Here is a 24420-nt window from a genome sequence, read left to right on the forward strand (position 1 = left end):
TTGACGGGGCGCCCCGTTCAGGGAATAGTGTCTGCCGATAGTCTTGCTGAAGCAAAGAAAAAAATTAAGCAACTTGCAGAGCAGAGAAAATTTAAGGTAACGAAGATTCAAAAGCGAAAAACTTTTATTTATAAAGTTCAACGAGATAGTGAAAAGCCAATTACTGGTGAACAAAGGGCTTTTACGAAAGAAGAAGTAAAGCAAGCACTTGAAAAACTTGGATATAAAGTTGTAAATATTCAACCTAAAGTTCTTGATTTTAAATTTAAACCACCTGAAACTGAAATAGTTACATTTGTTCGTGTCAGCGCTGATTTGTTAAGAGAAAAACTTCCTTATAATGAAGTCCTTCAATTGCTTATAAACGATGTTCAGCATCCGACGCTTAGAGAGGCGTTGAGGGAAATAAACAATGATCTTCGTCAAGGTAAGGACAGCGAAGAAGCGTTCTTAAAGCAGGAAAAAGTTTTGGGTAAATTCACGGCAAGAATGCTTGGGCTTGCTTCAAAAAGCGGAAATATGGCGGAGATTTACGAGAGCACCGCAAAATTTCTTGAGAGGAATGCTGAATTTAAGAAGAATCTTAAAAGTGCTTTGATAATGCCTATTTTCACATTGATCGTTTTGTTTATTGCTGTTATTTTCTATGTTGCATATATTTTTCCAGAGACAGCAGAACTTTTCCTTAAACTTGGAACTGAACTTCCACCAATGACAGCAGCTACATTAGAGCTAAGCCGATTCTTGCTTGATAACATGACTTATATTTTCTTTGGGTCAGCTTTATTGACTTTTGCTTTTATTTATTTCATTAGAACTCCTAAAGGACAGTTTTTGCGTGATAAGTATATTATAAAAATTCCTGTTCTTGGACCTTTGATTCACAAAACAACTATTGAAATTTTTTGTAGAGTTTTCTATGCTCTTTATGCAGGATCGGGGGAAAACATAGAGGCTATTCGCCTTGCAGCTGAAGCATGTGGTAATAAGTATATGGAACATCAGATAAAAACAATAGCAATACCGATGATGTTAAGTCAAGGTAAGGGACTCGTAGAAGCATTTGAAGCAACGGGGGTTTTCACAAAAACAGCACTTGCAAGATTTCATTCTGGGGCGGAAACAGGAACCGTTAAACAAACAGCACTTCAAATTGCAAATTATTACGAAAAAGAAACAGTTTATAAACTTAAAAACGCGGTTGATTTTATTCAGCTTATGATTGCGATGATAATTATGATCGTCATGACCTTGCTTACGCTTATATCTTCCGAAACGGCAATGGTTAAACCGAAGACGCCATATACGATGATACTTCCATTTCAAAGTTTTTAAAAATTTTCACGAGGTGATGTAAAAATGACGGTTGGTGTAGACATTACGGATAAACTTGGTTATACGCTTTTAAAGAAAGGAATAATTGATTATGAAACACTTGAGCGAGCTTTGAAGATCAAAGAGCAAGAAGATTCAAAGACGAGAAGAAGTTTGGCTCAAATTCTTGTGTTTGATTTTGGAGTTGATCATGACAGTGTGTTTAAAGAAGTTGCAAACCTTTATGGGTTCAGGGAGATCTATCTTGCGGATGAAAATATTGATAAAAACAGAATTGACTTTATAAGGAAGCTCATTGAGCCTTTGCCGCAAGCATTGAAAGATCAAATGAGAGAGGAAAAAATCTTACCATTGAAAAATGACGAACAAAGACCAGATAAACTTATTTTAATATCTGCCGATCCAACGAGTAGGAGCATACCTCTTATTGCTAGGTCTCTTGGGGCTAAGAGATATGAAGTGTGTTATGTGAGATTAAAAGATATACAAAATTTGTTTGATAAAGTTTTCCCGCCGGAGAATGAGTTTTTAAAAGTTCTTGAAAATTCAAAAATTGAAATAACCGAGGATGAGCTTGAAGAGGAAACGCTTGATGAAGCAGCAATTGAAGCTGAAATAAATAAAAGTATGCTTGTTAATCTCGTTGAGGGAATGCTTGTTGAGGCAGTTAGAAAAGGCGCAAGCGATATTCATATAATTCCGAAGGATTCAAGGACCACCGAAATTCACTTTAGAATAGATGGAAAGTTAAGATTATGGCATGTTCAGGACGGTATAAGACCTGAAGCAATTGCTGCGGTTGTCAAAGATAGATCAAAAAATGTTGATAGATTTGAGCGTGAAATGGCGCAAGATGGTTTTATTCAGAGGAAAGTTGATGGGCATATGATAAGATATAGAGTTTCTGTGCTTCCGATCGTCGGGAAGGAGTTTCAGTATAAGTTTGAAAGCATTGTAATCCGAGTTCTTGATGATAGAAAAGTTATAACTGATCTTGACAAGCTCGGATTCCAAGGTAAAGCAAAAGAGTTCTTTATCAAGGCAATTTCAAAGCCACAAGGAATGGTTATTGTAACTGGTCCAACTGGAAGTGGAAAATCAACAACATTAATGGCAGCATTACATTATATTATTAAACCAGAAATAAATGTTTTAACAGTTGAAGATCCTGTTGAATATATAATTCCGGGTGCAAGGCAGTTGAAGATTGGTCCAAAAATGAATTTTGAGCAAGCATTAAGAGCTATCTTGCGTCACGATCCTGATGTCGTTATGGTTGGTGAAATAAGAGATAAGGAAACAGCGGAAATCGCTATAAAGCTTGCAAACACGGGGCACTTGACATTTTCAACCCTTCATACTAATGATGCACCAAGCGCAATATCAAGATTGTATAAAATGGGAATTGAAACATTTCTCATTGCTTATGCTATAAATATCATAATTGCTCAAAGATTAATACGAAAGCTTTGCGAGAAATGCAAGCGTCCTATAGAAGATTTGGATCCTGCTGTTCCTTTGAGTTTAGGATTTACAGAGGAAGAAATTAAAAATACTGTTTTCTATGAAGCCGTTGGATGCGATCAGTGTCATGGTGGATATAAAGGAAGAGTCGCAATTCATGAAGCGCTTTATTTTACAAAGGAAATAAGAAGACTGATCTTTAAAACGGGTAGGGATATTGATGAAGAAGCTATAAGAGAACAAGCAATCAAAGATGGAATGCTGACATTACGCGCAGCTGGAAGAGAAAGAATTAAACAAGGAGTCACAACGCTTGAGGAAGTAGCTCATGCAACAACGGAAGATTAATAAAATTTGAATAAGTTTTATGGGCACAGGACAAACATTAATAACAATTTTGGCGCTGGCTCTTCTTTCGCTTGCGGTTTTGAATATAAATCGTGGGCTTTCAAGTCATGATGTCTCACTAGCTCAAAATAGATATCGTCTTGAAGCACTATCAATCGCAACTTCATATATTGAGCAAGCATCACAATATTACTTTGATGAAGCCGTCGCAGATACAAATAACACTGCCAAAACAGATCCAAACACATTTTCGGCTACGCTTGGACTTGATGCTGATGATACAACAGCAATGGGGATGATAGAAATTGATGATTTTGACGACTATAACAGTATAACTCGCATAGATACAGGAAAAAGCAGCGTGATTTATAAAGTATTTTTCAAAGTTAATTATGTTGATCTATCTGGCAATAGAGTCGTGCCTGTTTCATATAAGACATTTCATAAACAGATGACAGTTTTTGTGATGGATAATTACGATCCACCTTTAATTTACAGAGAGACAGCGCTTGGAAAAGTGAGGGATACTGTTAAAATTAGCTTCGTTTATAGTTATTGGTTCTATAATTAAAATTTTAATTTCTATGGCCTCAATTCTTGATTACATAATGGCAACTGTCATCGGTGGAGTTATTTTACTTATTACGATTGTTGTCACTGACACCACAACCCGCGATTTTGCCAATTATAATTCCGATGCCATTACTCAAATAAATCTTGCGAATATGTCCAGCATAATTGAATACGATTTGAGAAAAATGGGGTATGGGGTTCCAGAAGGGAATCGTATTCTTTTTATAGCCCGTCCTAATCATCTTAAGTTTATAGCTCATTTGAATCGTGAGTTTGACTACTTCGGGCATGTAATACCGCATAGAGATAACATTGCTGATACAATTGAGTATATTATAACTCTTGCTGAAAAAATTGATTATGGCGACACAAGTTTGTTTATTTATAAAATCACGAGAATATTAAAGGTCACTGGTGAAGGAGTTCGTTCAACAGACATTGGAAGAATCGGGAATGGACAAGTTTTTAGATACCTTGATCAAATAGGTAATCCAGTTGATCCAGGAAGTGAGTTAGTTGCGTCAAAGATGGTTGAGGTTACTTTAACAGCCTTTAATCCTCGTGTTGTGTTATCACCTGAACTTGTGCGTAAGGAGGTTTCTGGCATTAAGGATCGGGAGTTTAGAAAGAAAGAGTTGAGACGATTACTGCGTACATCCTTCTGGCGACAGACACGGCTTGTTTCAAAGAATTTAAGAAGATAAGGAGGGGAAGAGATATGTTTGGAAAAACATCACTGTTAATACTCATTGGGTTTATCACAGCGTTTTCAATTTATCAACTTCGCTTAACTCGTGCTGTAATTTCTGCAACTGATAGTTTTAATTATTATTATGCGAAAACCTTGGTTCATGAAACAGCTGTAAGTGCAATGAATATCGGGGTAAGTAGAGTTTGGAAGGATGGAACGATAAATACAACCTTTAATGTCGTAATGAACAATTGCACAGCTGTGGTTAGAATTCATCCTGTTATACCTGATTCAATTGTTAGATTAAGTGTTAAAGCAAGAGGATATGCATTTGTAGATACATATTATGCTAAATATAGAAGACCATACCAAATTGAGGATTCAGCGTTTGCATATTTTGTATATTCAAGTGCTCCTGTGACACCAGCTTCAAGATATTTTTGGTATACTGGAACAGAATTTTATGCTGGAGCTCCTGTTTACTGGATAGATGGTGATACAGTTTGGGGTCCTGTTCATACTAATGGTGTTTTACATACATATGGCTCACCTGTTTTTTATGACAAAGTTACTGCATATTCTGGAATAAATCCACAACCGACCTCTAACAGAAATAAAGCAAAATTCTATGGTGGATGGGAAGTTGGTATATATGCTGAAATTCCATCCGATATGAACAGGACTAAAACAGCAGCAATAAATGGTGGTGGAGTTATTAACCAAGCAACTTATTTTAAATTTTTGCCTGATGGCAGAGTTGTAAGAAGAAGAATAACTGGATGGACACAACAATGGATCGGAAGCTCAAGTTATAGAAGACAGCGATCAGTACCGCAATTAGCTGCACCTGATACGATTAGTATTTCACAGTTAAGCTCAACAGGTGTTATTTGGGTTAGAGGTGAAGTTGTTGTAGAAGGCACTCTAAATGGTCAATTAACTATCTTAGCTGATGGAAATATAAGAATATGGGATGATATAAGATATGCAAGTGATCCGAATGTTAATCCGAATTCTGATGATTTTCTTGGGCTCGTCTCATATCAAAATGTCATAATAGCTGATAGCGATCCAAATCAAAACGATGTCGTTATTCAAGCGGCTATCATGGCGTACAATGGTGGTTCCAATGACCGCAGTTTTATAGCTGAAAACTGGGATAAGAGGCCACCTTCTGGAGCTATTTATTTAACGGGAAGCATATGTCAAGAGCAAAGGGGACCGGTGGGACGATTCGCTGGAGCTAGTGGAATAATTCAAAATGGTTTTAGTAAAAGATATAGATATGATCCAAGGTTTAGAGATAAAGCACCGCCGTATTATCCGCTTGTAAGCTACCCAGGTATACGACAATTAAGGTTAGTTTCATGGTGGGAATGAAAATAAAACTTTTAAGTTAACCCTATGCCAGTAAATCCGCAAATTATTAAAGAGGCGAAAGAATTGTTGAGTTCGCTTGCTAGTAAAGTTCCAGTTACACTTTTTAGTGTAGAGAAACAAATGTATATCGGTGATGAGCTAATAAGAAAGATGTCGGAAAATCAGAAACTTATCTTGAGAGATTTGATAAATATGTTTCTTTTGAGAATGAGAGAACTTGAGGCATCTGATATAGATTTTGGGGGGTGGGGTTCCAGGAAAATGGTTTGGCTTAGAATTCACGGCGCCAAAAAACCAATACCAGAATTTGGAACTTATGAAACTGACGAGTTTAACATTTTGATACAAAGCTTGCTTATGGAAAGACAAAGGCAATACCTTTACGAGAATAGAAATCTTGATTTTTCATACACATTTAAAGATCAGAATGGAACAATTTATCGTTATCGTGCGGATGCTTATTTTGAACTTGATGATCTTGCTTTAAATATGAGGGCGATAAATACTCAAATACGACCTTATGAAAGTTATGGATTTCATCCGAATGTTACTAAAGTTTTAAGTTTGCAATATACAAAAGAGGGATTAATTCTCGTTACGGGGATAACAGGTTCTGGTAAAAGCACCACGCTTGATGCTATAGTTGATCTTAACAACAGGACTGTTGAAGGACATATTATTATAATTGCCTCGCCAGTTGAATATGTTCACGAATCAAAGCGTTGTATAATTCGCCATAGAGAAGTTGGTAGAGATACTATGTCGTTTAAACAGGGAACGATAGAAGCGTTGCGTCAAGATCCTGACATAATTATAATTGGGGAGATGAGGGATCCAGATACAATCATGGCTGCACTTGAAGTAGCAGATAGTGGGCATAAAGTTTTATCAACACTTCATACTTCTTCAGCTGTTGAAAGTATTGATAGAATAATTGGAGAAGTTCCACCAATTGAACAAGAAAGAGTTAGAAATAGGTTAGCTGATATTTTAAAATGTGTGATCTCTCAGAAACTTGTCCCAAGTTTAGATGGGAGAAGAGTTCTTGCCAAAGAAGTAATGGTTATGACACCTTCAATAAGATCGGCTATAAAGAACAATAACACTGGTGAAATTTATCAAATGATCGCTGAAGGAGCTGAATATGGGATGATAACGATGGAGCAAGATTTAAGACGACTTTATCTTGAAAGAAAAATTTCGCTTGAAACGGCTATCAATTTTGCAAATAACAAACGAAGAATGCAACAACTTCTACAAGCAGCATAATAATATTCAAACAACAAAATTATTATCGCGATGGCAAGAAAAAAATTTTCTGGAAAAATTGCGGTTGGAATTTTCGTTGATGGTTTATCGCTCCAGGTTGCTTGTCTTGCAAAGTCGGGGAAAAAGATCAAATTTATTGATGCGCAAATAGTTAATCTTGCAACTAAGCTTGAAGCGATTTACACAGGTGCCCAAGTATTAGAACAGATTGAACCGATTTCTGAAACGACCCCTATAGATATAACCTCTGAAGCATCAGCTACTGACCTTCTTCTAACCGAAACAGGAAGAGGAGCTCAAGATAATGCTTCTATTCTTATTGGCGTTTTAAGCAGATATCCGAAGCGGAAGTATAAACTTGCCATCTCAGCACCTGAGCCGTATATATTTTATTCTACTTTTGAATCTAATTGGGGATTGAAGGGAAATAAATTAAAAGAAAAAATTATTGAGCAGATATCAAAAGGAAGGACAGGGGAACCACTTAAATCAGACGCCATCAACTATCTTGAGTTTCCAGATGGTTCTGTTCTTGCTATTGTCCGAGATTCACGAATTACATTGATTGACTTGCTTGATGGTATCAAAAAATCAATCGGTGGAAGAATTCCAAAAATTTCGTTCGTTGAAACACCTGAACTTTCACTGGTTAATTTAGTTAAATTAAACTACAAGTTCCCGCAAAATTCCATTACTGTGATAATTTACATCGGGCATGAGTTTAGTAGATTAATATTTATGAAGGGGAATGATCTTTTCCATATCTCCCCGTTGATAGGTGAAGGCGTTGATTCATACAATATAGCTAATACAATTTATAGCAGATTGATACTTGAACAGGATAGTCTCGGATTGTCGGTTATAAATAATATAATTCTTGCTGGTGAGGCACAAGCCGCTGGTGTTAAGGAAATTCTTACGCAGATGTTTCCTGAAGATGTAAACATTGACTATATTAAGTTTCCGAACTTATCTCCGGATGGCGCAGATCCATTGCTTTTTGAAAGCTTGCCGAGGGTCGCTGTTGCTATCGGTTCAGCTTGGAGAACCCTTGAGATTGATAGAAAAGATCTTTATTCAATTGACCTAACCCCTTTTGAAATTCGCGAAGGTCAAAAGGTTTTTAAACTTGGAATTCTTGGATGGTTGTTCTTAATTCTCATTCCGATTTTAACTTTCCAAATAACCACGAGGATAGCCCAGCTCAACCGAACTCTTTCCGAAACTCAAACGGAACTTCAGAGAAAGAAGTCGGAGCTTGCAGAACTTCAGATATTACAACAGCAAGTAGATATAGCAAGGCAACGGCTTGCTTATTATAAATCTACCTTTGGGGTTTTAGATTCAATGAGAGTTAACACAGATATTTGGAGCAGTTTTTTGCAAAAGATTGCAACTGAAGCTCAAAATGTTGGGAGAATTTGGATCACTGACATAAGTGCATCTGATCCAAGAACAATAACTATAAAAGGATATTCTCTTTATAGAAATAGAATTCCAAGATTCTCAAATGCTATTGGTAATGCGACATTGATGCAGGTCCAAGTTCAAGAGATAAGAGGTAGAACAGTATATCAATTTGAGATAAAGGCAAGCATCACTCCTGAAATAGCAAAAACAGCAAAAAAATAAAGTTTTAATCTAAAGTGCCATACAAAACAAGAAATACGCTAATACTTCTCACTTTCCTTGTGATAATCCTTGCTGTTGGTGGATATTTTATTCTTTATCATTTCCCAAAGGAAATCAAAGAAGTTAAAGCTGAAATTCAAAGAGTTGATCAACAGATAAATGCCCTTTCAGGTTTGCAAATTGAACTTTACAATTTGCAGAAACAAATAAAAGAAGAACAGGAAAAACTCGCACAGCTTGATAAACAAATAGTCCCAGATGTCACGCCGGCTATGACATACTCTTATCTAAATTCAATTTTAAACTACGCCGGTTTTGTAAAGTTTGATATGCTTTATATGGGAAGCAAAAAAGCCCAGAAATATGCATATAACATTTACGATATAAAAGGTGAAGCATCTTTTGATAATATTTACAAGTTCATTTGGTATCTTGAACGCGGACCTCAAATTTATAGAATAGCACGCTTTGACCTTCGTGGAGTAGAAACAAGAGATGAGGAGACGAAGCAGTTTTCAATCGTCGTTCCATTTCAGATGGAAATACACGCGCTTTATGCTGATGTTAAGGATTTGCCACCTATAAAAAGAACGCTTGAAGATGTCGTCGTTGCCGAGGTCAAAAATCCATTTATACCTTACATTTACAGGGAGTTGCCACCGAATACAAGAGGATTGCTTGAAGTTGAAAGGGCTGATTTAAAAGCGGTTATTCCGGGAAGAGCTTTTATAGCTGATCATACTGGGAAAATTCATGTTCTAAAAGAAGGAGACGAGGTTTATCTTGGTTATGTCACAAAAATTGATATTGAGAAAAATCAAGTTGAATTCACACTTAACAAAGCGGGCATCGTTGAAAAGTTTGTCTTGAAGTTAAGGTTTGAACAACAAAAATAATAGAGAGGTGAGATGGGACGAAAAATAATTTTTTTATTACTTTTCATTCAAATTTTATCGGGTTTAGCTCTTTCACAAATTGGAGGGCGTCCGAGAGAATTAAGAAGAGCGTATGTGGCACCTGAGGAAATAGTTTCAATGTCAAGAACGATGCCTTTTAATCAGGCGCTTCAAATTTTTAACGACATTAGTAAAAAGTTTCTTGGCAAAGTTATAATTGACCCTGAGACGAGGATAAGCCCTATTGGAGTTGATATTGATAAGATGCATTGGCTTGACGCATTTGAATTGATCCTAAGAGCGAATAAACTATGGTATGAGGAGTATGCAGATTATATAAAAATAGTTCCACTTGCTGAAGTTACAGGACCACCAACCCCTACTGCTCCAACTGAGGAAGAAAAGGCAAAGATACATTTTGAAAGTCGTGAGGTGATGATTTCAGCCGTATTTTTTGAGGCGGACGCATCAAAATTAAAGCAATATGGTTTTAGTTGGGATTTCTTTCGTGGCAGGGGAGTGAACATAGGTGTTACAATGTCAGCTGCCGAAGGAAAAACGGGTTTGCTTACGATTGATGTTAATAATCCTGACATTGATTTTGGAAATTTGGTTGCGATTTTCAAAGCCCTTGAATCTCAACAAATTGGTGAGGTTGTTGCAAATCCAAGGATCACAGTTAGATCAGGGGAACAAGGACAAATTCAAGTTGGAAGCGACATTTCCGTTACAGTTAGAGATTTTGCTGGAAACGCAATTACGCAGTTTTTTTCAACTGGTTCAATTATTAGGGTAAAACCAGAGGTTATAAAATTTGATACTGTTTATTTTATTGTCCTTGAACTTAACATTGAAAGAAGCAATGTCGCAGGCGTAGCGCCACAAATAACAATAAATAAATCTTCAGCACAAACGAAAATTTTACTTCTTGATGGAGAGGAAACAATAATTGGCGGTCTTTACATAAATGAGGAAAGAGTAACTCGTGAAGGAGTCCCAATACTTAAAGATTTACCTTGGTGGTTTTTTGGATTAAGGTATTTATTTGGGTTTGATGTTAAAACAGTTGCAAAGAAGGAGTTGATAATACTTTTAAAAGCTGAGATTTTACCGACACTTGCTGAAAGGTTAAGGGAAAGATCTCTAAAAGTTGGTGAACGTCCGATGTTAAAACAAAGCAGAGAAGAATTACTAAAGGCACTTGAAAATTATAAAAAGCAGTTGAAACCTGAAAAATAAACTTGGGTCTCGTGATGAGAAAAGTATTGATTTTTTCCATATTGGTTTTTTTGCTTTTTTCTGGATGTAAAAAAGCAGTTGAGCCAGAAGAAGAGAAACAGCAAAAAACCGTTGTTTTAAACGGACGAGTGCTTGAAGAAGCAACAAATGCTCCGATTAGAAATGCTGTCGTGCGAATTCTTGGCATAACCCCAGCGCTTATAACATATACAGATTCATTAGGAAGATACCAATTTAATTTTCAAATTGAGGTTGAAACTGAACTTCAAATTGTAGCGTTCAAAGAAGGTTATGAACCTGACACAAGTAAGGTATTAGCTCTTCCGGGAAGAAAGGTTGATGTTCCAGTTTTAATGTTAAAAAGAGTTGTTTCAGAAGTTCCAACAAGCGGTGAGCCAGCAAGTATTGTTCTTGTTTCACAATCAGCGAAAAACATAGGTGTAAAAGGAAGTGGTTCTGTTGAGACCGCTCAACTTGTTTTTGAAGTTCAAGATTCAAGTGGGAAACCCGTTGACCTTGCTCATTCGGTTGAAGTTAGCTTCAGGATTGGTTCAGGACCAGGTGGCGGTGAATTTGTTCATCCCCCAAGAGCTAGAACTGATAGCAAGGGACGTGTGACGGCTAATGTTGTAAGTGGAACAAGAGCAGGTGTTGTTCAAATTGTTGCTGAAGCTGTCTCTGGAACAAGGACAATAAGATCATTACCAGTGGTGATTGTAATTCATGGTGGGCTACCGGATTCAGCTCATTTCAGCATCGCTCCAGACAAGTTGAATTTTCCTGGCTATAACATTTTCGGATTAACTAATAGGATAACAGCTTATGTTGGAGATAAATATGGAAATCCAGTCAAACCCGGAACCGCAGTGTATTTTACAACGACTGGAGGGATAATTGAAGGTTCAGTTTTGACAGATAACAGAGGACAGGGCAGTGTTAACTTAATTTCAGCTGAGCCAAGACCTGTTCATCCAGTCCTCGGTCCAGGTTACGCAGTTGTAACTGCAACAACAGCTGATGAAAATCAACGAACAATAAAAGCTGAAACTATAGTTCTTTTCTCAGGGATACCTCAAGTGACAGTCACACCTTCAACATTTAGTATCCCGAACCTTGGGTCCCAGATTTTTAATTATACTGTGAGCGATCAAAATGGAAATCCATTAGCAGGTGGGACCACGATAAAAGTTTCTATTGATGGTAAAGATATAAAAGCGTTAGGAGATCTTGATATAACTTTGCCAGATACCAGAGATAGAAGTTGGACAAGGTTTTCATTTGCAATTCAAGATACAACTGGCGATGATACACCGCGCCCTGTTTTGATTCGTATTTCTACAACTGGACCAAATGGGTCTGCAACTGTTAATATCTCAGGAACGGTAAGATAAAACAAAATAAAAAATGGAGGCGGATTAAAGATGCCAGAGAAATCAAGGGTCCTCGTTGTTGATGACGAAGAGGCATTGAGATATTTGTTAAGTACGGAACTTGCCGCTGAAGGTTATGAGGTTGAAACTGCTGGCGACGGAGATGAGGCAATTGAAGCGATAAAAAGCAAAGATTATGATGTCGTCCTTTTAGATATTAAAATGCCGAGGGTTGATGGGTTTGAAGTGCTAAGGTTTATAAAACAGAATAAGCCAGAAATTAAAGTTATAATGCTGACCGCATATGCTGATGTGAAAAATGCAATTGAAGCTTTAAAACTTGGTGCTTCTGACTTTGTTAGCAAACCTTATGATCTTGAAGATATTTTAACTTCAATTAATCGTGCTCTCGGAAGATGAGCTAACCAGCTGAACTTCCCCCCTGGCCGATCTTGCTTGGGATGTATCCCAAGAAGATCGGTTTTTTTATTTTCAAAATTTAAAAACAATAATTGCGATGTTTTCTGAAAAACTGATTCAAAAGCTAAAATCTGCAAAATCAGTCGTTGTCCTTACTGGAGCTGGTATCTCTGCCGAAAGCGGGGTTCCAACTTTCAGAGGACAGGAAGGTTTGTGGAAAAAATTCAAGCCAGAAGAACTTGCAACTTTTGATGCTTTCATTCGTAATCCTGAACTCGTCTGGGAATGGTATAATTACAGAAGGAAACTCATTTTGGAAGTTAAGCCAAATCCAGGGCATTATGCACTTGTTGAACTTGAGAACATATTGCCAAACTTTACGCTTATAACTCAGAATGTTGATAACCTTCATCGCAGAGCCGGAAGTAAAAATGTAATTGAGCTTCACGGAAACATTGAAAAAAATTACTGCATTAAATGCGGCAAAAGATACGATGATGTAAATCTTGCGCTTGAGATGAAGGTACCAAAGTGCGAGTGTGGTGGGTTGATAAGACCTGATGTTGTTTGGTTTGGTGAGATGCTTCCAATTGATGCTTGGGATAAAGCTGAAGAATCCGCATCAAATTGTGATGTTTTCTTCTCAATTGGAACATCAGGAGTTGTTTATCCAGCCGCTTCACTTCCTCAAATTGCGAAAAGAAGTGGTGCATATACTGTTGAAATCAACATAGAACGAACTGATTTATCTTGGTTTATGGATGAGGTGATAATTGGAAAATCGGGTGAAGTTCTACCAGAACTTGTTAAGAAATTAAAGGAAAAAAGTGAGGAATCGGTTTGATTTGATTTTTAATTTTGCTGTGCTTATATTTTGCAAAGAAAGTTAAGTTTGTTCTTTAACATTTGGGATTCTGGTCCCCTTGTCTTGCAAGGGGTTAAAAGGGAAGTCCGGTGAAAGTCCGGCGCTGCCCCGCAACTGTGATCCCGAGACAATCAAACTTCGGCAATGCGCCTGCTGGCGCTAAAGCCACTGTCTCTTGTCAAGAGATGGGAAGGCGAGCCGAAGTTTTCGGGAAAGCCAGGAGACCTGCCAGAATCCCTGCGAATCCAAAACCTCCGAGGGGAGGTTGAGGATTCAAAAACAACTAAAAAGTTTTTGATCTTCATCAAACCCAACCTTCTCTCGGTTTCTTTCTGAGAGTTGGTTGGGTTTTTTGTTTTAAAATTAAAGTTTTTGAACTATGCGTTCCGTTTTATTTCTCCTAATGCTATCGGCGCTTTTTGAAAATCTTTTGGGACAAGAGTTGACTTTAACAGGTTATGTGTTTGATGAAAACAAGAACCCTATTGTTAATGCCAGTATTGAGTTAACACAAGGCAATTTCCGCAGTGGAGCGATAACTGATTCGCTCGGAGTTTTTAGGTTAAAAGTCAAACCAGGCAAAGTTAAAATTTCTGTAAAACATCTTTCATTTAAAGAACTTGATGAAATTCTATATGTTTACGCAGATACTTCCATATTCTTGCAGATGACAAACCGTGTGATAAAGTTTGATGAAATTACCATCTCGGCTACGCGGTATCAGAGCAACATCTCCAAGGTTTCAAATTTTGTGGAAATCATAGATAGTGAAACTTTTCAAATAACCTCATACACCTCAATCGCCGATATATTGAAAAGAGCAACATCGGTCTATGTTAGAGATTATGGGGGGACACCATCCACATTGAAAACAATTTCCCTTCGCGGGACTGGTTCTGAGCATACTGTGTTTCTTCTGAATGGGATCAGAATCTCAAGCTATCAAAATGGGGTTCTTGATCTGAGTTTGGTTCCTCTTGATGTTATAGAAAGAATTGAGATCATTCATTCCAATTTATCATCACTTTATGGGGCTGATGCAATTGGTGGAGTTGTTAACATTATCACAAAAACGAAAAGCGATGATGTCGGCGTTAATTTCGGTTTTGATTCCTTCGGCTTGAGAAAATTTAACGCAAGGGTTTCTGGCGGAATTGGGAATTTATCTTATCTTTCTTCATTCTCACGAACTTACGGCTCTGGAAATTTTAGCTATAAGTATAGGTTTGGGAAGGAGTATATAACATTGAGAAGAAAAAATTCGCATTTTAGCAACTCAGACATATATTTTGTTCTCTCAAATCAAAGTTTATCTATCTCAGCATTTTATGTTCGCTCCAATCGTGGAATTCCAGCTCAAGTTACGAAGTTTGATCCAACGAGCACAGCATGGCAATTTGATGAAGATTTAAATGTTTCAATTTCAACTTTGAAAACATTTGCGAACTTGGTTTTAAAAGCAACAGCGATGTTCAAAAGTTCATATCAAAGATATGTTAACAACGATTTGATCATAGCTGGCTCTGGGATTGATAGCTATTTGCGAAATTTGTTTTATTCAGCGGTTTTGAATTCAATTTTTAAATTTGGTTCTGACTTTATTGTGTCCTCCGGTATTGAAACATCTTTTGGAATTGGGGAGGGAAATTCGTTTCAGAAGGCAAGGAGATTAAATCTTGCTGTTTTCTTAACTGGTGAGAAGGAATTCAAAATGCCTGTCTTGCCAACCTTTAGAATTTATCCAATGTTAAGAAACGATTATTTTTCAGATTTTGGAAACAGATTCGTTTATAAATTTGGTGTTAACTTTGAAACATTACGGAAACCTTCTTTAAATGTGAAGTTTAGTTATGGCACAAGCTTCAGGGCTCCAACTTTCAACGATCTTTATTGGCATGGCGCAGGAAATAGGGAATTAAAACCAGAGAAGTCAAAAGGCTATGATGTTGGCTTTATAATGATCGCGAATTTAAAATCAAATATCATTAGGGAGACAAGATTTGAAGTTGCTTTCTTTGATCTTAACATTGACGATAGAATCGTTTGGTTGCCATCTAAAGAAAATCAAAGCATATGGAGACCGATAAACATTGATCGGGTTAGATCAACCGGCTTTCAAATTTCAGGCGAAGTGAACCTGTTTAAATCTTTCCTTGTATCCGGTAATTTTTCCGCAGTCAGAAGCATTCGCGTAAACAAGCGAAGGGACGACGATGCAACTCATAACAAGTTTCTTATTTACATTCCGACATCAAGTGGAAACATTAGAGCTGAATTAAACTTTGATAAAATCTTTTTCGTGCTCTATGGAAATTATGTTGGAATAAGATACACGACAGAGATGAACGATAGATGGTTGCAACCTTACTTCGTCGTTGATTTCACGACTGGGTTGAACCTGCAAACTCGGTTTGTTAACAGCAAACTTAAAATAACTGTGAAAAACATCTTCAACGAGAATTATGAAACGATGGTTGGATATCCAATGCCTTTGAGAAGTTTTATGTTTGAAATTTCTGCACTAATAAACAGCAACAAAAACAAAAAGGATCAAGAAAAATGAAAAAAATCAAAATCATCTTTGCTCTTTTCTTAACAGTTCTACTGATTTACAGCGGCTGTAAGAAAAGCGAGCCAGTTACATCTGATGTTCCTGTCTTGAGAGGCGTCTATGTTTTGAACGAAGGTAACTTTGGAAGAAATAATTCAACATTGAGCTATTATGTTCCTGATTCAAACATTGTTTATGAAGATGTCTTTTCGCGGGTCAATGGAAGGGGGCTCGGCGATACTGGGAATGACATCGTGATTAGCGGTGATGGAAGCAAAGCATACATAGTTGTAAATAACTCTGATAAAATAGAGGTTATTGAGACGAGGACACATAGATCTCTTGCAACGATTTTGCTTTCGCAAGCAAGCCCTTACAAAATTGCATTGCATGGTAACAGGGGATATGTTACAAATTTATACAGAGGTGCGGTGTCTGTAATTGACTTAACAACGAATAGAGTTGTGGTTGATACGATAAAAGTTGGAAGTAATCCAACTGGAATCGTTGCCTTTGGCAACAAAGTTTATGTCGCAAATTCAGGGTTTGGAAATGGAAGAACTGTTTCAGTAATTGATCCATCAACGAACAGAGTTATTAAAACAATAAATGTGGGGGATGGTCCAGATGCTTTTGCTGTTGATCAATTAGGAAGATTGTGGGTTTTGTGTTATGGTTCCTATGGTGATTGGCAAAATCCAAATGATGATACGGATGGGAAATTATTTGCAATTAATGTTAGCGCTGATGTCGTTGTTGATTCAATTGTAATCGGTGGGCATCCATCGCGACTTTTAATCGTTGGTGATTTCGCTTATACAATTAAAAACGGAAACATAGTTAGGATAAACTTGAGAACGAAAGAGAAAAATGAGACCTTTATCCGTGGGAATTTCTATTCAATTGGGTTTGATCCGTTAAATAGACATTTATATTGTTCAGATGCCAAAGATTTCGTTCAAAAGGGAGAGGTTTATATTTATGATTTGAATGGTGCGTTTATTAAAAAGTTTCAGGCAGGAATAATACCGAGTTCATTTGCATTTGCGTATTGATTTTTTTCGGGGGCGGATGCCCCCGAAGAGTTTATTTGTTTTTAAAAACGGGTTTTCTCTTTTCAAGGAAAGCGGAAGTTCCTTCTTTAAAATCTTCAGTTCCACAGCATATCCCAAATAGAGTTGCCTCAAGGTGAAGTCCATCGCTGAGAGTTGTTTCATATGCCATGTTCACTGCTTTAATCCCCATGCGGACTGCGATTTGTGGTTTTGATGCGAGAGTTTTTGCAAGCTCTTCCGCTTCTTTTAAAAGTTCTGATTGTGGAACGACTTTGTTGACAAGCCCCATTTCATAAGCTTCCTTTGCGGTGAACCTTTTACCTGTTAAAACAAGTTCCATTGCTTTTGTTTTCCCAATAAGCCGGGTTAATCTTTGTGTTCCACCATATCCGGGGATGATTCCAAGGTCAATTTCTGGCTGACCAAAGACAGCGTTTTCGGAGGCAATTCTGAAATGGCAAGCCCAAGCTAGTTCGCTTCCTCCACCGAGAGCATAGCCGTTAACTGCAGCGATTACAGGTTTACCTAAGTTTTCAATTAAATTAAAAACTTCTTGCCCTCTTTCAGCAAATTCGCGCCCAGATACGGCATCAAGTTTATTAAGTTCTGCTATATCTGCCCCTGCCACAAACGCTTTTTCACCAGAGCCGGTTATTATGACGACATAAATATCATTATCGTTTTTAATTTTTGTGAACACATCTTTCAATTCAAGCATGGTTTGATTGTTAAGAGCGTTCAACTTTTCGGGTCTGTTAATTGTTACAAATGCGATATGGTCTTTTACTTCAAATAAGATGTTTTGATACATTTCTCCCTCCTAATTCTTTTTATTTTTACCAAGCAATTTCAACTCTTGATTGATCGCCGAGCATAAATTTGTGAACTCGGGGTTTTCCAGTTGCTTCAACTATTTCAACATCGTTTCCAAGCAAACTGCTTTCAATTCTAATCCCGACATTCAAAATTTTACAGTTTTTCATAATTATGCTGTATTCAACTTCGCTGTTTAGAATCAATGTGTTTTCATCAATGGATGTATACGGACCGATGTAGCTTCCTTCTATCACACAATTTTTTCCTATTATTGCTGGACCTCGTATGATGCTATTTTTTATTTTTGCGCCATTTTGAAGTATAACTTTACCTTCAATCTTGGTGTGTTGGTCAAGTTCAACATCTTCTTCAATCCTTGGTTCAAGTGAATCAAGCACGAGGCGATTTGCTTCAAGCAGATCTTCTGGCTTTCCTGTATCTTTCCACCATCCGGTGATCTCCGCAAATCCGATCTTATAGCCTTTTTCAATCAAGTAAGTATGTGCATCTGAAATTTCAAGCTCTCCGCGCCAACTTGGTTTTATGTTCTTAACAGCTTCAAAAATTGAACTATCATAAAAATAAATTCCAGCGACTGCGTAATTGCTCTTTGGAACTTTGGGCTTTTCTTCAATTCTAATTATTTTGCCATCAACTATTTCAGGTACGCCAAATCTTTGTGGATCTTTTACCTTCGCAAGTGTTAAAAAGCAATTATATTCATTTTTTTCAAATTCCTCAACAAATTTTTTTATGCCTCCGACAAACATATTATCACCGAGATAAAAAACGAACTTATCAGATTTGATGAAATCCTCAGCTATCATCACAACATGGGCGAGTCCGAGTGGCGCTTCTTGTGGTATATATGTTATCTTAACACCCCATTTGCTTCCGTCGCCAATTGCTTTCGGGACTTCATCGCTATCTGCGTTGTAGACAATTCCAATTTCTTTTATTCCAGCTTCTGAAATTGTTTCAATGGCATAGTGAAGCATTGGTTTATTTGCTATCGGAATGAGGTGTTTATTTTGTGTATGGGTGAGTGGTCTTAACCTCGTCCCCCTTCCACCACTTGCTATAAGTGCCTTCATTTTCCACCGATTTTGTTTTTGATGTTAATTTCTTGGGTTTGCTAAAATTTAAGAAAAGTTGAAGTATTTATCAATTAAGTTGGGATCCAAGCTCATCGCAGAATAATTTTAAACGCATCGTCTTAAACTTTGTGATGAGGGGAATGTTTGAGGCAAGTAATTTGAAGCATAATTGCAAAATTATCTTTTTTTGGTTAAATTTCCAGTGAAATTTTATAACGAACATTGAAATTATGATTGTTAAGGTCAGCGACATATGCTTTAGTTATAAGCATAAGCCCGTTCTTAAAAATATAAGTTTTGAGGTCGCCCAAGGTGAGTTTGTAAGTTTGATCGGTCCAAATGGCTCGGGGAAGACAACACTCCTAAAAATTCTCATTCGCCTTCTTTTGCCAAATAAGGGAGAAGTGCTAATTTTTAACAAGAATATAAATTCGTATTCGCTGAAAGATTTAGCAAGGATAATCGGATTTGTTCCACAAGATAACTTCTTTGCATTTCCCTACACTGTGCTGGAAGTCGTGTTGATGGGGAGAACACCATATCTTAATGGAATTGGTTTTGAAACAAATGAAGATATTGAAATAGCACTTGAGGTAATGGAATTGACAAATATAAAAAATCTCGCCGATAAACCTATAACCTCTTTATCGTTTGGGGAAAGGCAAATGGTTTTGATTGCCCGAGCCCTTGCTCAACAACCACAAATTATATTACTTGACGAACCGAACGCACATCTTGACATTTCTCATCAAATTGAAACATTCTCGCTTCTAAAAACGCTTGCGATGGAAAAAAATGTGACAGTTATCGCAGTTTCGCACGATTTGAACCTTATTGCATCATATAGCGATAGAGTTATACTTTTATCAAATGGAGAAATTTACGCGATGGGGAAACCTGATATCGTTTTAAGTGAAGATAATATAAAAAATGTTTATAATGCAGATGTCCTTGTTGACATAAATCCAGCTACTGCAAAACCGAGAATCACTCTCTTGCCAGATAAAATTGGGCAGTTCATAGATAAATTAAAAAACCAAAAGGAGCGAAAAAGATGAACGCTTTTGAACTTATCCAGAAGCACGGGCATGAACAAGTTGTATATTGTTATGATGATTCAACTGGCTTAAAAGCAATAATTGCAATTCATAATACTGTTCTCGGACCTGGTCTTGGTGGAGTTAGGATGTGGAAATATGAAAACGAAGAAGAGGCACTTCTTGATGTCCTTCGCCTTTCAAAAGCAATGACATATAAAGCAGCAGTTGCGGGTCTTAATCTCGGTGGCGGGAAGGCAGTTATAATAGGTGATCCGCAAACACAAAGAAATGAAGCGCTTTTCAGAGCATTCGGAAGATTTGTGCAAAGCTTGGGTGGTAGATATATAACCGCTGAAGATGTCGGAACCGACGAAAAAGTTATGGAATGGATTTTCGCTGAAACAAAATTTGTCACGGGTATTCCTGAATCGCTTGGAGGAAGCGGGAATCCAGCACCAGTTACAGCTTATGGAGTTTATGTTGGAATAAAAGCTTGTGTTAAAGAGGTTTATGGAAACGAAACGCTCGCTGGAAAGAAAATCGCAATACAAGGAGCTGGACAAGTTGGAAGATTTTTATGTCAGCATCTTGCAAAAGACGGAGCAAAGATTTACATAACTGACATAATTCCCGAAAAAGTTAAACAATGTGTTAATGAGTGCAACGCTGAGTTTGTTGAGCCGGAAAAGATTTATGATGTTGATGCCGATATTTTTGCCCCTTGCGCACTCGGTGGAATAGTAAACGATGAAACGATACCTCGTTTTAAATTTAAAATCATCGCGGGAGGAGCAAACAATCAATTGCTTGATGAAGATAAACACGCAAAAATGCTCATGGAGCGAGGAATTCTCTACGCACCTGACTATGTAATAAACGCAGGAGGATTGATAAATGTCGGAAGAGAAGTTGAAGGTTATAGCAAGGAACACGCAATGAGGAAAGCGGAAGGAATTTATGACACCTTGATGAAGGTTTTTGAAATCTCAAAGAAGGAAAATATCCCAACACATGTGGCTTCAGCAAGGCTTGCTGAGGAAAGAATCATGAGCGCTTTAAGAATCAAAAAAATTTCGCTTGATACCACGAAAGCATCACTTGAAAAACGATATCACAGGTAAACTTGAACCCGCTCCTTCTTTGGGAGCGGGCTTTTAAAATCATAAAAAGGAGTGCGTATAGAAAAAGAATTACCAAATAGCGAGTATGAAGAAGTGTCCTTCAAGCGCAGACTAATTCGCGAAAGAGTTTTGCAAATGCTTTATGCTTATGAGATTTCTGGAAATTCTCCCGAATTCATACTTTCTGATCTATTTTCTGATTTTCAATCTGATAAGGAAAGCTACGAGTTCGGTAAGAGCTTGTTCTTAAGCGTCATAGAGAATATTGATGAGATTGATAGAATAATCGCAAGCAAGATAAAAAATTGGGAAATTGAACGGCTCGCTTTAATTGACAAGATAGCTCTGCGTATAGGTGTTTGTGAATTGAAATATTTTCCTGAAATTCCACCGAAAGTATCCATAAACGAAGCAATTGAGCTTGCGAAGAAATTTAGCACGGAAAGAAGCGGAAAATTCGTCAACGGCGTCCTTGATGCAATTTACAACGAACTTAGAGAAACAGGGCAACTTAATAAATACGGAAGGGGACTGATTGACAAGAGTTTGAGAAAAGAAAGGGATTGAAAGTGGGAAAAAGGTTCAAAATTTTCATCTGGACTCTTTTTGACTTCGCAAATACATCCTTTTCTGTTTTAATTTTAACGACTGCGTATTCGGTTTATTTTCGGGAGATTGTAACCGGAAATTCCGAGATTGGGGATTTTCTCTGGGGACTTGCTTTCAGCATTTCAATGCTAATTGTGGCTTTCATATCTCCGTTTCTCGGGGCAATTGCAGATTATAGTTCAAATAAAAAATTTTTTCTATTTGTTTTCACATATCTTTGCATTATTTCAACAGGTTTAATGTTTTTCGTTGAGCGCGGTGATGTTCTTTTGGGGATGATTTTATTGATATTCGCTAATATCGGGTTTGAAGCGGGGCTTGTTTTTTATGACGCATTTCTCCCAGAGATAACCAGTGAGAGAAGCTACGGAAGGGTTTCTGGATATGGTTTTGCGATGGGATATATTGGTTCGTTCATATCTTTGCTTATCGCTTTCCCGTTTCTAAAAGGAGAATTCACACCTGAAAACTTGATCAATGTAAGATTAAGTTTCGTTATAACATCGCTTTTTTTCTTGCTTTTTTCACTTCCATTTTTCATAGTGATAAAGGAAAGGAAAGCGAGCTCGCCTGGAAAAATATCTTACTTTAAAATTGGAATTGAGCGAGTTAAAGCGACATTTCAGAACGCAGCGAGATATAAAAACATTGGGCGATTTTTGCTTTCGTATTTTATCTATGCTGATGGAATAAATACTGTGATAATATTTGCTTCAATTTTCGCACGACTTACCCTTAATTTTTCACTTGTGGAGATATTAACATTTTTTCTTTCCGTTCAATCAACCGCTGTACTTGGATCTGTGATATTCGGTATAATTGCAGATAGCATCGGGCAGAAAAAGACACTAAGTATAACTCTTTTAATGTGGATCGCAACTGCAGTAGGAGCGTATTTTTGCAACGATAAGACAAGTTTTTATATAATCGGATTTATAGCTGGAGCTGCCATGGGTTCTTCGCAATCAACGAGCAGAAGCTTGATGTCAAAAATAATTCCACCTGAAAAGAAAACCGAGTTTTTCGGATTTTATTCATTTTTTGGAAAATCCTCCGCAATACTTGGTCCACTTGTCTTTGGGTTCGTTTCATCAATTACGGGAAGCCAAAGAATAGCAGTTATATCAGTTGCTCTTTTCTTCATCGTTGGTTTAATCCTTCTACAAAGAGTAAAGGAAGAAAAATTCAGCGGTTAATCGTGATACGATTTAAAGCGTTGGGGATTAATGTCATTTTTCATTATGACGAAGAAAGTGTGCTTATTTCGCCAATTATGAACGGGTTCTCTCCAATTGATCTTAGCTCATTTACAATTTTATCTGCATCGTTTTTATCAACGATTAGAATCAAACCTACACCGAGATTAAATGTCCGGCGCATATCTTCCTCTGGGACATCTCCAAGTTTTTGGATGAGATTAAAAATTGGCGGTCTTTCCCAAGAATTCCAATCAATTTTGATAGTTAATTCTTTCGGGACAACTCTTTTCGTGTTTCCGATGATACCGCCACCTGTTATATGCGACATTGCGTGGATTTCAAATTTTTCAAGAAGTTTTGAAATGGGCTTAAGATATGAACGGTGAATTTTAAGAAGTTCTTCCGCAAGGGTACTGTTAAGTTCAGGAATGAATTCATCTAATTTGAATTTTTCAAGCAAGACAGCCCTTGCAAGTGAGTATCCATTTGTGTGAAGTCCTGTAGATGGAAGTGCGACAAGAATATCTCCGTTTTTAACTTTGTCTCCTTTGATTATTTTTTCTTTTTCAACGATACCGACGATTGTTCCAGCAAGGTCGTATTCGCCTTCGGAATAGAAATTAGGCATTTCTGCAGTTTCCCCGCCGATTAAAGCACAGTTGTTTTCTTCGCAAGCCTTTGCGAGCCCATAAATTACTTGTTCGGCTACTTGAATGTTTAATTTTCCAGTCGCGAAATAGTCAAGAAAGAAAAGAGGTTTCGCACCGCATACAAGGATATCGTTCACGCAGTGATTTACAAGGTCTTGTCCAACAGTGTCATGTTTGTTTGTAAGAAAAGCAATTTTAAGTTTCGTGCCAACTCCATCGGTGCTTGAAACGAGAACTGGATGTTTATATTCTTCAAACTTTGCATCATAAAAAGCGCCGAACAAACCAATATCGGTCAAAACTCTTTGATTGAAAGTTTTTCTAACTAATGGTTTTATTTTTTCCACTAAAGATTCAGCAGAGTCAATATCTACTCCAACGCTTTTGTAAGTTTTCATAGTTTTGGAAATTTATTTTAAAGCAAAAAGCCCGACCTGATGGTCGGGCTTTGAAAATTACAGTCCAAATCTTTCGTAATTAATTCGTATATACTGTTGCCATTTTTCTGGGACCTCAGCTTCTGGGAAGATTGCTTCAACTGGACATTCTGGTTGGCAAGCACCGCAATCAATGCATTCTTGTGGATGGATATAAAGCTGCATCTTCTTTTCACGCATCTCTTTCAAATGCTCTTCATTCGTAATATCATAACCTTCTGGACCGTAGATACAATTGACAGGACAAACTTGGACGCAGGCGGTGTCACAGACACCGACGCAGGGTTCAGCAATAATGTACGCCATTGAGGTTCTCCTGATTTTGTTTTTAAGTTGACAAGCAAAATTTAAGAATAAAAAAGT

General features: G+C 37.3%; 22 protein-coding genes and 1 riboswitch. Of the genes, 18 read left to right on the top strand and 4 right to left on the bottom strand.

The window, feature by feature from the left end:
- Nucleotides 1-27: 27 nt before the first annotated feature.
- The 14 genes from NZ923_05555 (at nt 28) to NZ923_05620 (ending at nt 17088) form a co-directional block, all read left to right on the top strand.
- On the top strand, nt 28-1335 hold the full coding sequence (locus tag NZ923_05555; protein MCS7229485.1) for a type II secretion system F family protein: 1308 nt from the start codon (nt 28-30) through the stop codon (nt 1333-1335).
- 24 nt (nt 1336-1359) lie between these two features.
- Nucleotides 1360-3147 carry an ATPase, T2SS/T4P/T4SS family gene (locus NZ923_05560; protein MCS7229486.1) on the top strand — a complete coding sequence of 596 codons (1788 nt, stop codon included), beginning with the start codon at nt 1360-1362 and terminating at the stop codon, nt 3145-3147.
- Nucleotides 3148-3166: 19 nt separating this feature from the next.
- Nucleotides 3167-3718 carry a hypothetical protein gene (locus tag NZ923_05565; protein MCS7229487.1) on the top strand — a complete coding sequence of 184 codons (552 nt, stop codon included), beginning with the start codon at nt 3167-3169 and terminating at the stop codon, nt 3716-3718.
- Nucleotides 3719-3731: 13 nt separating this feature from the next.
- Nucleotides 3732-4424: a hypothetical protein gene (locus NZ923_05570; GenBank protein MCS7229488.1), complete on the top strand. Its 693-nt coding sequence runs from the start codon at nt 3732-3734 to the stop codon at nt 4422-4424.
- 14 nt (nt 4425-4438) lie between these two features.
- On the top strand, nt 4439-5791 hold the full coding sequence (locus NZ923_05575; GenBank protein MCS7229489.1) for a DUF4900 domain-containing protein: 1353 nt from the start codon (nt 4439-4441) through the stop codon (nt 5789-5791).
- Nucleotides 5792-5815: 24 nt separating this feature from the next.
- On the top strand, nt 5816-7060 hold the full coding sequence (locus tag NZ923_05580; protein ID MCS7229490.1) for a PilT/PilU family type 4a pilus ATPase: 1245 nt from the start codon (nt 5816-5818) through the stop codon (nt 7058-7060).
- A gap of 30 nt (nt 7061-7090) precedes the next feature.
- Nucleotides 7091-8692: a hypothetical protein gene (locus tag NZ923_05585; GenBank protein MCS7229491.1), complete on the top strand. Its 1602-nt coding sequence runs from the start codon at nt 7091-7093 to the stop codon at nt 8690-8692.
- 14 nt (nt 8693-8706) lie between these two features.
- Nucleotides 8707-9588, top strand: a complete 882-nt coding sequence (locus NZ923_05590; protein MCS7229492.1) for a hypothetical protein — start codon at nt 8707-8709, stop codon at nt 9586-9588.
- A gap of 12 nt (nt 9589-9600) precedes the next feature.
- Nucleotides 9601-10827, top strand: a complete 1227-nt coding sequence (locus tag NZ923_05595; protein MCS7229493.1) for a type II and III secretion system protein — start codon at nt 9601-9603, stop codon at nt 10825-10827.
- A gap of 14 nt (nt 10828-10841) precedes the next feature.
- On the top strand, nt 10842-12218 hold the full coding sequence (locus NZ923_05600) for an Ig-like domain-containing protein (protein ID MCS7229494.1): 1377 nt from the start codon (nt 10842-10844) through the stop codon (nt 12216-12218).
- A 30-nt stretch (nt 12219-12248) separates the two neighbouring features.
- Entirely contained in the window at nt 12249-12617 is a 369-nt protein-coding gene (locus tag NZ923_05605) for a response regulator (GenBank protein ID MCS7229495.1), read from the top strand.
- A gap of 97 nt (nt 12618-12714) precedes the next feature.
- Nucleotides 12715-13461 carry an NAD-dependent deacylase gene (locus NZ923_05610; GenBank protein ID MCS7229496.1) on the top strand — a complete coding sequence of 249 codons (747 nt, stop codon included), beginning with the start codon at nt 12715-12717 and terminating at the stop codon, nt 13459-13461.
- 54 nt (nt 13462-13515) lie between these two features.
- A riboswitch (cobalamin riboswitch) is annotated at nt 13516-13730 on the top strand.
- A 131-nt stretch (nt 13731-13861) separates the two neighbouring features.
- A complete protein-coding gene (locus NZ923_05615; protein MCS7229497.1) occupies nt 13862-16045 on the top strand; it encodes a TonB-dependent receptor in 2184 nt (727 codons plus the stop codon).
- Nucleotides 16042-17088, top strand: a complete 1047-nt coding sequence (locus NZ923_05620; GenBank protein MCS7229498.1) for a YncE family protein — start codon at nt 16042-16044, stop codon at nt 17086-17088. The genes NZ923_05615 and NZ923_05620 overlap by 4 nt, the downstream gene beginning before the upstream one ends.
- A gap of 31 nt (nt 17089-17119) precedes the next feature.
- Here the strand turns inward: NZ923_05620 and NZ923_05625 are convergent, their stop codons facing one another.
- Both NZ923_05625 and NZ923_05630 read right to left on the bottom strand, forming a co-directional pair.
- Nucleotides 17120-17899, bottom strand: coding sequence for an enoyl-CoA hydratase-related protein (locus NZ923_05625; protein ID MCS7229499.1), 780 nt, complete (start codon nt 17897-17899; stop codon nt 17120-17122).
- 25 nt (nt 17900-17924) lie between these two features.
- Nucleotides 17925-18998, bottom strand: coding sequence for a glucose-1-phosphate thymidylyltransferase (locus NZ923_05630; protein MCS7229500.1), 1074 nt, complete (start codon nt 18996-18998; stop codon nt 17925-17927).
- Between the two features lie 233 nt (nt 18999-19231).
- Here NZ923_05630 and NZ923_05635 point away from each other — a divergent pair, with 233 nt between their 5' ends.
- The 4 genes from NZ923_05635 (at nt 19232) to NZ923_05650 (ending at nt 22967) form a co-directional block, all read left to right on the top strand.
- Nucleotides 19232-20059, top strand: coding sequence for an ABC transporter ATP-binding protein (locus tag NZ923_05635; protein ID MCS7229501.1), 828 nt, complete (start codon nt 19232-19234; stop codon nt 20057-20059).
- A complete protein-coding gene (locus NZ923_05640) occupies nt 20056-21162 on the top strand; it encodes a leucine dehydrogenase (GenBank protein MCS7229502.1) in 1107 nt (368 codons plus the stop codon). Before NZ923_05635 ends, NZ923_05640 begins: the two co-directional genes overlap by 4 nt.
- A 93-nt stretch (nt 21163-21255) precedes the next feature.
- Complete coding sequence (gene nusB, locus NZ923_05645) at nt 21256-21729, top strand: transcription antitermination factor NusB (GenBank protein MCS7229503.1); 474 nt, start codon at nt 21256-21258, stop codon at nt 21727-21729.
- A gap of 2 nt (nt 21730-21731) precedes the next feature.
- On the top strand, nt 21732-22967 hold the full coding sequence (locus NZ923_05650) for an MFS transporter (GenBank protein ID MCS7229504.1): 1236 nt from the start codon (nt 21732-21734) through the stop codon (nt 22965-22967).
- Between the two features lie 43 nt (nt 22968-23010).
- Here the strand turns inward: NZ923_05650 and purM are convergent, their stop codons facing one another.
- A complete protein-coding gene (purM, locus tag NZ923_05655; protein ID MCS7229505.1) occupies nt 23011-24018 on the bottom strand; it encodes a phosphoribosylformylglycinamidine cyclo-ligase in 1008 nt (335 codons plus the stop codon).
- Between the two features lie 57 nt (nt 24019-24075).
- On the bottom strand, nt 24076-24363 hold the full coding sequence (locus NZ923_05660) for a ferredoxin family protein (protein ID MCS7229506.1): 288 nt from the start codon (nt 24361-24363) through the stop codon (nt 24076-24078).
- Nucleotides 24364-24420 lie beyond the last annotated feature (57 nt).

Source organism: Candidatus Kryptonium sp. (assembly GCA_025060635.1).
Lineage (GTDB): Bacteria > Bacteroidota > Ignavibacteria > Kryptoniales > Kryptoniaceae > Kryptonium.

What these genes read in the sequence shown, in the direction of transcription:
- NZ923_05580 (MCS7229490.1), top strand. Translation starts at nt 5,816, where the DNA reads ATGCCAGTAAATCCGCAAATTATTAAAGAGGCGAAAGAATTGTTGAGT.
- NZ923_05595 (MCS7229493.1), top strand. Translation starts at nt 9,601, where the DNA reads ATGGGACGAAAAATAATTTTTTTATTACTTTTCATTCAAATTTTATCG.
- NZ923_05660 (MCS7229506.1), bottom strand. Translation starts at nt 24,363, where the DNA reads ATGGCGTACATTATTGCTGAACCCTGCGTCGGTGTCTGTGACACCGCC.
- NZ923_05575 (MCS7229489.1), top strand. Translation starts at nt 4,439, where the DNA reads ATGTTTGGAAAAACATCACTGTTAATACTCATTGGGTTTATCACAGCG.
- NZ923_05605 (MCS7229495.1), top strand. Translation starts at nt 12,249, where the DNA reads ATGCCAGAGAAATCAAGGGTCCTCGTTGTTGATGACGAAGAGGCATTG.
- NZ923_05640 (MCS7229502.1), top strand. Translation starts at nt 20,056, where the DNA reads ATGAACGCTTTTGAACTTATCCAGAAGCACGGGCATGAACAAGTTGTA.
- NZ923_05570 (MCS7229488.1), top strand. Translation starts at nt 3,732, where the DNA reads ATGGCCTCAATTCTTGATTACATAATGGCAACTGTCATCGGTGGAGTT.
- NZ923_05610 (MCS7229496.1), top strand. Translation starts at nt 12,715, where the DNA reads ATGTTTTCTGAAAAACTGATTCAAAAGCTAAAATCTGCAAAATCAGTC.
- NZ923_05625 (MCS7229499.1), bottom strand. Translation starts at nt 17,899, where the DNA reads ATGTATCAAAACATCTTATTTGAAGTAAAAGACCATATCGCATTTGTA.
- purM (MCS7229505.1), bottom strand. Translation starts at nt 24,018, where the DNA reads ATGAAAACTTACAAAAGCGTTGGAGTAGATATTGACTCTGCTGAATCT.
- NZ923_05600 (MCS7229494.1), top strand. Translation starts at nt 10,842, where the DNA reads ATGAGAAAAGTATTGATTTTTTCCATATTGGTTTTTTTGCTTTTTTCT.
- NZ923_05585 (MCS7229491.1), top strand. Translation starts at nt 7,091, where the DNA reads ATGGCAAGAAAAAAATTTTCTGGAAAAATTGCGGTTGGAATTTTCGTT.
- NZ923_05620 (MCS7229498.1), top strand. Translation starts at nt 16,042, where the DNA reads ATGAAAAAAATCAAAATCATCTTTGCTCTTTTCTTAACAGTTCTACTG.
- NZ923_05565 (MCS7229487.1), top strand. Translation starts at nt 3,167, where the DNA reads ATGGGCACAGGACAAACATTAATAACAATTTTGGCGCTGGCTCTTCTT.
- NZ923_05560 (MCS7229486.1), top strand. Translation starts at nt 1,360, where the DNA reads ATGACGGTTGGTGTAGACATTACGGATAAACTTGGTTATACGCTTTTA.
- NZ923_05630 (MCS7229500.1), bottom strand. Translation starts at nt 18,998, where the DNA reads ATGAAGGCACTTATAGCAAGTGGTGGAAGGGGGACGAGGTTAAGACCA.
- NZ923_05635 (MCS7229501.1), top strand. Translation starts at nt 19,232, where the DNA reads ATGATTGTTAAGGTCAGCGACATATGCTTTAGTTATAAGCATAAGCCC.
- NZ923_05615 (MCS7229497.1), top strand. Translation starts at nt 13,862, where the DNA reads ATGCGTTCCGTTTTATTTCTCCTAATGCTATCGGCGCTTTTTGAAAAT.